This window comes from Pseudomonadota bacterium, assembly GCA_016927275.1.
Classification (GTDB): Bacteria; UBA10199; UBA10199; order 2-02-FULL-44-16; family JAAZCA01; genus JAFGMW01.
In genome coordinates this window covers 1-6554 of record JAFGMW010000114.1, presented here as the reverse complement: position 1 = coordinate 6554, position 6554 = coordinate 1, and the positions used below count along the sequence as shown (strand labels likewise).

6 protein-coding genes are annotated in these 6554 nt (G+C 58.7%); 5 read left to right on the top strand and 1 reads right to left on the bottom strand.

All coding sequences use genetic code 11. The features are described 5' to 3' along the window. The first annotated feature begins 387 nt into the window (after positions 1–387). From JXA24_07770 to JXA24_07755, 4 genes are all read left to right on the top strand, one after another. Complete coding sequence (locus tag JXA24_07770) at positions 388–798, top strand: OsmC family protein (protein ID MBN1283650.1); 411 nt, start codon at positions 388–390, stop codon at positions 796–798. A 231-nt stretch (positions 799–1029) separates the two neighbouring features. Further along, positions 1030–2382, top strand: a complete 1353-nt coding sequence (locus tag JXA24_07765) for an FAD-dependent oxidoreductase (GenBank protein MBN1283649.1) — start codon at positions 1030–1032, stop codon at positions 2380–2382. Between the two features lie 26 nt (positions 2383–2408). Continuing rightward, on the top strand, positions 2409–2786 hold the full coding sequence (locus tag JXA24_07760; GenBank protein ID MBN1283648.1) for an HIT family protein: 378 nt from the start codon (positions 2409–2411) through the stop codon (positions 2784–2786). A 251-nt stretch (positions 2787–3037) separates the two neighbouring features. Continuing rightward, complete coding sequence (locus tag JXA24_07755; GenBank protein ID MBN1283647.1) at positions 3038–4357, top strand: hypothetical protein; 1320 nt, start codon at positions 3038–3040, stop codon at positions 4355–4357. Between the two features lie 3 nt (positions 4358–4360). Here the strand turns inward: JXA24_07755 and JXA24_07750 are convergent, their stop codons facing one another. After that, entirely contained in the window at positions 4361–5542 is a 1182-nt protein-coding gene (locus JXA24_07750; GenBank protein ID MBN1283646.1) for a hypothetical protein, read from the bottom strand. Positions 5543–5604: 62 nt separating this feature from the next. Here JXA24_07750 and JXA24_07745 point away from each other — a divergent pair, with 62 nt between their 5' ends. Further along, complete coding sequence (locus JXA24_07745; GenBank protein ID MBN1283645.1) at positions 5605–6516, top strand: hypothetical protein; 912 nt, start codon at positions 5605–5607, stop codon at positions 6514–6516. Positions 6517–6554 lie beyond the last annotated feature (38 nt).

Genomic DNA, 6554 nt, shown 5'->3' with positions numbered 1-6554 from the left:
TTTTACAGCGTCATCGGAAAAAGGGTCCTCAAATTGTGGCGGCCTGCCTGCCGGTAGGCAGGGAGGAGCCGCCCTGCGACAGCCTGCCTGCCGGTAGGCAGGGACCCGAAGCCGATTAACTATGACCTCCAATGACCTCATCAAGATTCTCTCCCTCACCCCCCATCCCGAGGGCGGGGATTACAGGGAGAGCTATCGGGCGCGGGGGAAAGACATCAGAGCAAGCAAATCATCATGAATATCAGTATGTTACCCTTGCCTTGCTATCGAGCGCAGGGGAAGATCGAGGCCAGGGCTTGATTGACCAATAAGAGGTGGCTTGTTACTGATGCCCGGTCGATCGACATTGTCTGACTGTCTCTTTTATAAAGAAAGGCAGAGTTGAATATGGATATGAAAGTTATTTTCCCTGGAGGGAAAAGGGCGGATGCAATTTACAAGGGTTTTACCATCAGGACTGATCAGTCAAAACATTCCGGCGGCGATGGTTCGGCCCCACAACCGTTCGACCTATTCCTGGCCTCCATCGGTACTTGTGCAGGTGTTTACGTTTTATCATTTTGCAAGGAGCGCGGTATTTCTGCTGAAGGCCTGAGTCTGATTTTACGGACTGAGAAGAACAAGAAAACGAATATGCTCGAAAAGATTTCAATAGAGATTCAGATCCCTCCTGAGTTTCCTGAAAAATATAAGGGGGCGGTTATCCGAGCCGCTGAATTATGCGCTGTCACCAAACACTTATTTGCACCGCCCAAATTCGACATATGCACGAAGGTGCCGGGAGCCGATGCGCGCTGACGCCGGTTGGACTTGAGTGAGAAAAGCGTTGAAATGGGGAACCGCCCTCCGTTGACCGCAACTGCGTCGGCAGACAGCGCAGACGGTTGTGGATAAAGAGACAGGGGGCTCGCGCGCGACGGACCGGCTCGCAGTAATTGCTTGATAAATGGAGCAAACATTGAGAAAAAGGGCCGGTTTCCGGGACAAAATTCGGGCGACGTTGTCATTGCCGAAACAAAAGGAGATCACATGAATAAGAAGGTGGATATACTTGTCATCGGCGCCGGCCCCGCAGGGGTTGTGAGCGCCTGCACCGCCAGGAGATATTATCCGGGCAAGAATATCCTGGTGATGAAGAATGTGCCGAACGGCTGCATCCCGTGCGGCATTCCCTATATGTTCTCGAGCCTGAAGAATCCCCAGGACAACATCCTGGGCATGGACAACCTGATAAAAAATAACGTCGAGGTGGCAGTCGATGAGGCTCAGAAGATAGACCGGAAGAGGAAAAGCGTGGAGACAAAAAAAGGCGACGAATATATCTACGACAAATTGATTCTGGCAGTGGGCTCTTCCCCTGTCGTTCCCAGGGTCCCCGGCATCGATAAAAAGGGGGTATATCCCATATTCAAAGATATGGATTATCTCAAGAACTGCATCGACGAAATCAAAATGGGGAAAAACATTTTGATAATCGGAGGGGGATTCATAGGCGTGGAATTTGCGGATGAAATCTCAAAGATACAGGGCCTCAACGTATATTTGGTGGAGACCCTCTCTCATCTCCTGGCGAATTCCTTTGATCAGGAGTTTTCATTGATGGTCGAGGAAAAGCTTAAGGGAAAAGGCGTCAAAATTCTTCTCAATACAAAAGTGGTAGAGATCATGGGAGAGGCGAAGGTCGAGGGTGTGCGATTTGAAAACGGCGAAGAGCTGAAAGTGGACGGCGTAATCCTCGGGATAGGGGCGGTCCCGAACACGAAGCTTGCGACCGATGCGGGTCTGGATCTGGGCAGGGGCAAAGGGATATGGGTGGATGAGTATATGCGCACTGCCGACAATGATATCTTCGCCGTGGGCGATTGCGCGGGGAAGAGAGACTTCTATACAAGAAGGGATACCGCGGTCATGCTGGCCTCGACAGCCACAGCCGAGGCTAGGGTCGCGGGGGCGAGCCTTTATCAGTTGAAGGTAGTACGCGAAAATAAAGGGACGATCGCGATTTATTCCACCTATATGGACGGCCTGGTGCTTGGTTCGGCCGGGCTTACCGAAACGAGCGCCAAGAAGGAGTGTTTTGAGATCGTCGTGGGGAACACGGAAGGTGTGGACAAACACCCGAGAAGCCTGCCGGGGGCGAACAAGATAAAGGTCAAGCTGATTTTCTCTCGGCAGTCGGGGATACTCATGGGCGGTCAGGTCTCCGGCGGCATATCGGCCGGCGAGATGATCAATATAATCGGCATGGCCATACAACAGAGGGTCTCTGTGACGGAGCTGGAGACGCTGCAGATGGCGACGCATCCGTATTTGACGAGCGCGCCTACCATGTATCCGATCGTGTTGGCTGCCCAGGACGCATTGAATAAAATAGCGATTTGATATTCGGACGAACCGGATTTGATCTCATGACCTGTCCGTTCTGCAACGTATCTGAAGATCGCATCGTCGCAAGGGGGCAGCTGGTCCTTGCGATTACGGATAAGTACCCGGTGAGCAAGGGGCATACGCTGATAATTCCAAAGCGTCACGTGGCCAGCTATTTTGACCTGACCGAAGTCGAGCGGAGCGAGATGCAGCGGATGATGATCGCTGTGAAGCTGCGGCTGGATGCGGATCTGAAACCGGAGGGCTACAATTTTGGCGTAAACATCGGCCGCGCTGCAGGCCAGACCATAGACCATGTTCACATGCACCTGATCCCGCGCTACGGGGGAGACATGCCCGATCCCCGCGGCGGTGTCCGGGGCGTGATTCCTGAGCGGCAGAAGTACCCGAAAGGATAATCAGCATGGCCCGGCACGAAGCAGCCATCTTAGCAGCGGCGTTTGCTGCGGCTTGTGCGGCAGTGGCTGTGCAGTGGGCCCAACAGGGGTTAGTCCCAGATCTGTAGCTCCAGGGATTAAGACCGGGGGAAGGCGAGTTCGTCCGCGCGGCAGCGAGCGGGTCATTGATCCCGGCGGCGGAAAAGGCAAAAGCCGCGTGACTGTTGGCAAGGCCGGGGTTTTGGGTTAGATCGGTCTGCAAAGGGGGCCCCATGACGAATCGTACCTTCGAGAGCTGCGCCAGGAAGTTCGAGATTACCGCGGCCGATATGGCCGCAATGGTCAGTGACTTTCACAACGAGATGGAGGCGGGGCTCGAGGGACGCGATTCCTCCCTCAAGATGATCCCCACGTTTGTCGATCGCGCCACGGGCAATGAGGAGGGGAGCTACATCGCCCTGGACCTGGGCGGCACGAACTTCCGCGTGCTGGACGTGAGGCTCGACGGCAGGGGCGGGATCTCGGTCGAGCACGTCGGCAAGTACGTGATCCCCACCGCGGTCATGCGCGGCACGGGGGAGCAGCTCTTCAACTTCATAGCAGGCTCGATAAGCGACTTCGTCAATGCCAACAAGATCGACGCAGGGGCAGGCCGCAAGCTCGGCTTCACCTTCTCGTTCCCGGTCAAACAGACCGCGGTCGCGAGGGGGATTCTGATAAACTGGACCAAGGACTTCTCCGCCACCGGCGTGGTAGGGAGCGACGTGGTGGAGCTGCTCTCGAAGGCGCTCGAGGGCTACGGGCTGGGCGGCATCCGGATATCCGCGCTGCTCAACGATACCGTGGGCACCCTCGTCGCGAAGTCGTACGAGGACCCGGGCTGCGACGTGGGGGTGATCTTCGGCACCGGCACCAACGCCTGCTACCGCGAGCGCATGGGGAGGATAAAGAAACTCTCCGGCGCCGCCGCGGACGACCACATGATCGTCAACATCGAGTGGGGCAACTTCAGCAAGTCGCCCGCGAACGAATTCGACCGCATGCTCGACCAGGCCAGCGGAAACCCCGGACAGCAGCTCATGGAGAAGAAGATATCGGGCATGTACATGGGCGAGCTGGCCAGGCTTTTGATATCGGACCTCATCGCGGAGAAGGGCCTGTTCGCAGGGCGGAGCGTGAGCTTTGCGCGCGGCCAGTTCGAGTCGCAGCACATGTCTCTTATCGAGGCCGACGGCTCCGTCGATCTGGCCGGGGTGAAGCGATTCCTGGAGGGGATGGGGATCCGGGAGCACTCGCTGGAGGACAGATCTCTTCTGAAGCAGGCCTGCCTCGCGGTCTCCGACCGGGCGGCGAAGATAAGCGCGGCCGCGCTCTCCGCTGTCTTCACGTGGATGGATCCCAGGCTCGAGGGCGGGCATGCTGCCGCGATCGACGGCTCGGTCTACGAGAAGCACCCCGGCTTCAGGGAGAGGGTGCTGGACGCGCTCCGCGAGCTGCACGGCGAAAAGGCGGAAAACCTCGCGCTCGTCTCCGCAAAGGACGGCTCCGGCGTGGGCGCGGCGGTCGTGGCCGCTGTCGCCGCCGGGGCATGAGCCTCAGCGCGGAGCTTCCTCGCCTGTTTCAGCCTCGGGCTCCTCGACCCCGCTGTCCGCGTGGGTCGGGTACCGGTCGTGCTTGATGAAGGTGTGATGGATGTCGTGGTAGTGATCCCCCGGGACTTTGGGATTTTCCGGCTGCAGCGTCCCGCTATACGAGAAGACCGCTATCGCGGCCACGAAGAGCGCGAGGCTCGCCAACATCCTGATCCCCGCCGACCTGCCTGCCCCCTTCCACTCGCCCGATTTCCAGCTCCAGAGGTTCGAAGTGAGTATTATGAAGACCATGAAGAGCGGCCACGCGATCGTGGGCGCGAGGTCCCCGCCTATCTCCTGAGAGGCCTTGCTGAAGAATATGAGCGAGCCCCAGAACCCGACTCCCATGAGCACCGCCAGCAGCCAGTATTTGCCGGTGCCGGGCAGGGCGAGCTTGGAGAAGCTGCGCCTCTTCACGTTCAGCGCGAGGAAGTAGATGACGTACGGTATCCAGGCGGAGGAGAAGATGACGACCCAGGCTATGACCCCCGAGGCGAGTTTGCCCTGGCCGAACTCATCCACTGCGATTTTCGAGACCGAGGGGTTCGCCCAGATATAGCTCACGCCCTGCGCCACCGATCCCGCACCCGCGATGATAGCGAGCACGACTCCCAGCACGAGCTTGCCCGGCTCTATCTTCTTTGTCCTGCCCTCAGCCTCCTGCGCGCCCGCCTTGTTCCTGTCGCGCGCAGCGCCTGCGGCAGTGCCCAGGAGCACCGCTAGGATGAAGATGGCGATGCCGATGAGCTGCGCATAGCTGTAGGGGGTGCCCATGACCCCCTTGTGCCAGAGTATGGGGATGAGCGCCGAGCCGGCGGTGCCCATGGATATGTTGATGACAAACGCAAGCCCGATGCCGACGTAGCGGAAGGAGAGGGCGAAGGCGATCTGGCCGAGGCCGAAGGCGATCCCTCCTGCGATCATGGCAACGAGGACGTTCGGCGGGAGCGCTTTCACCACAGCGATGACGTCGTGGCCCATCACCAGGATGGAGAGCCAGGGGAGTATCAAAAACCCCCAGAAGGAGAACGCGAACCATGTGTTCTCCTCCTCCCAGCGCACCATGTACTTCATCGGGGCTGCGAAAGAGCCGTTGATGAAACCGGCAACCAGCACCAGCACAAGCGCCATGATTATGAGATGCATCTGTCCCCCCCCTGAATGGGCCTCGCACAGATTAAAAGTGGATTGTGCGGAGGCCTGATCGGATGTATATATCAATCACCATGAAAAAACTATCCATTTTGAGGGCAGCTGCGATAGCGGCGGTGGTGATGATCTCGGCGGAGGCTGCGGCGCAGGTCGGCTTCAACCCCGAGTACCTGGGCAACGCGGCCGGCGCGCCCAGGCCCGGCTTCTGCCTCAAGTTCTTCACCAGCTACTTCTACCAGAACGGGATCTCCGCCCACGACGTGGAGACCGCGTTCGAGCCGCAGGTGTTCATCCCCGGATTCTCCGGCGACATAAAGCGCGACCAGATCCAGTTCATCGCTCACCTGCCGGTGGGCTATCGCAGGGAGAGGACCGCGGCCGGCACCGTGGAGTCGGTCACGGGCATCGGCACCCTCACGGTCAACGTTGAGCACTTCTGGCACCTGATCGACGAGGAGGACGTTCAGTTCTGGTTCGACAACGCCATAACCTCCGGTTTCCCCACCGCCACAGACCACCAGGGGGGTAGCGCCGGGGGGACTTTGGCCCCCTTTACTCGCATCGGGGGCAACTCCTTTTCGATCGGCTGGTTCACCGAATCGTTCCTCAGGTACAAGAAGTGGCTGCTCTCCATCAACCCGGTCGCCGTGGTCTGGGCGTTCGAGGACGACCAGACGAACTCGCGCGACGGGCTCAACATCTCCGTCATGAACGGCTCGGCCGGCTATCAGTTCTGGAGGAAGGTGGCTCTCGGCGTGGACTTCGGCATGCAGCTCGGCCGCGTGGCGGGCAGCTACGACGGGACCGGCGCGGGCACGCCCTATGTGCTGCGCGCGTATGCGGGCCCCGCTGCCACGATCAACCTGCCCAGGGACTCCAGCCTCCAGATCGCAGGCGTGATAGACTTCGCCACGAAGAGGGAGTCCAAGGGGTTCGGCATATTCACCGCCCTCTGGCACCAGTTCTGAACGGTCTAAAGATAGTACTTCCAGACAAGATAGACGAT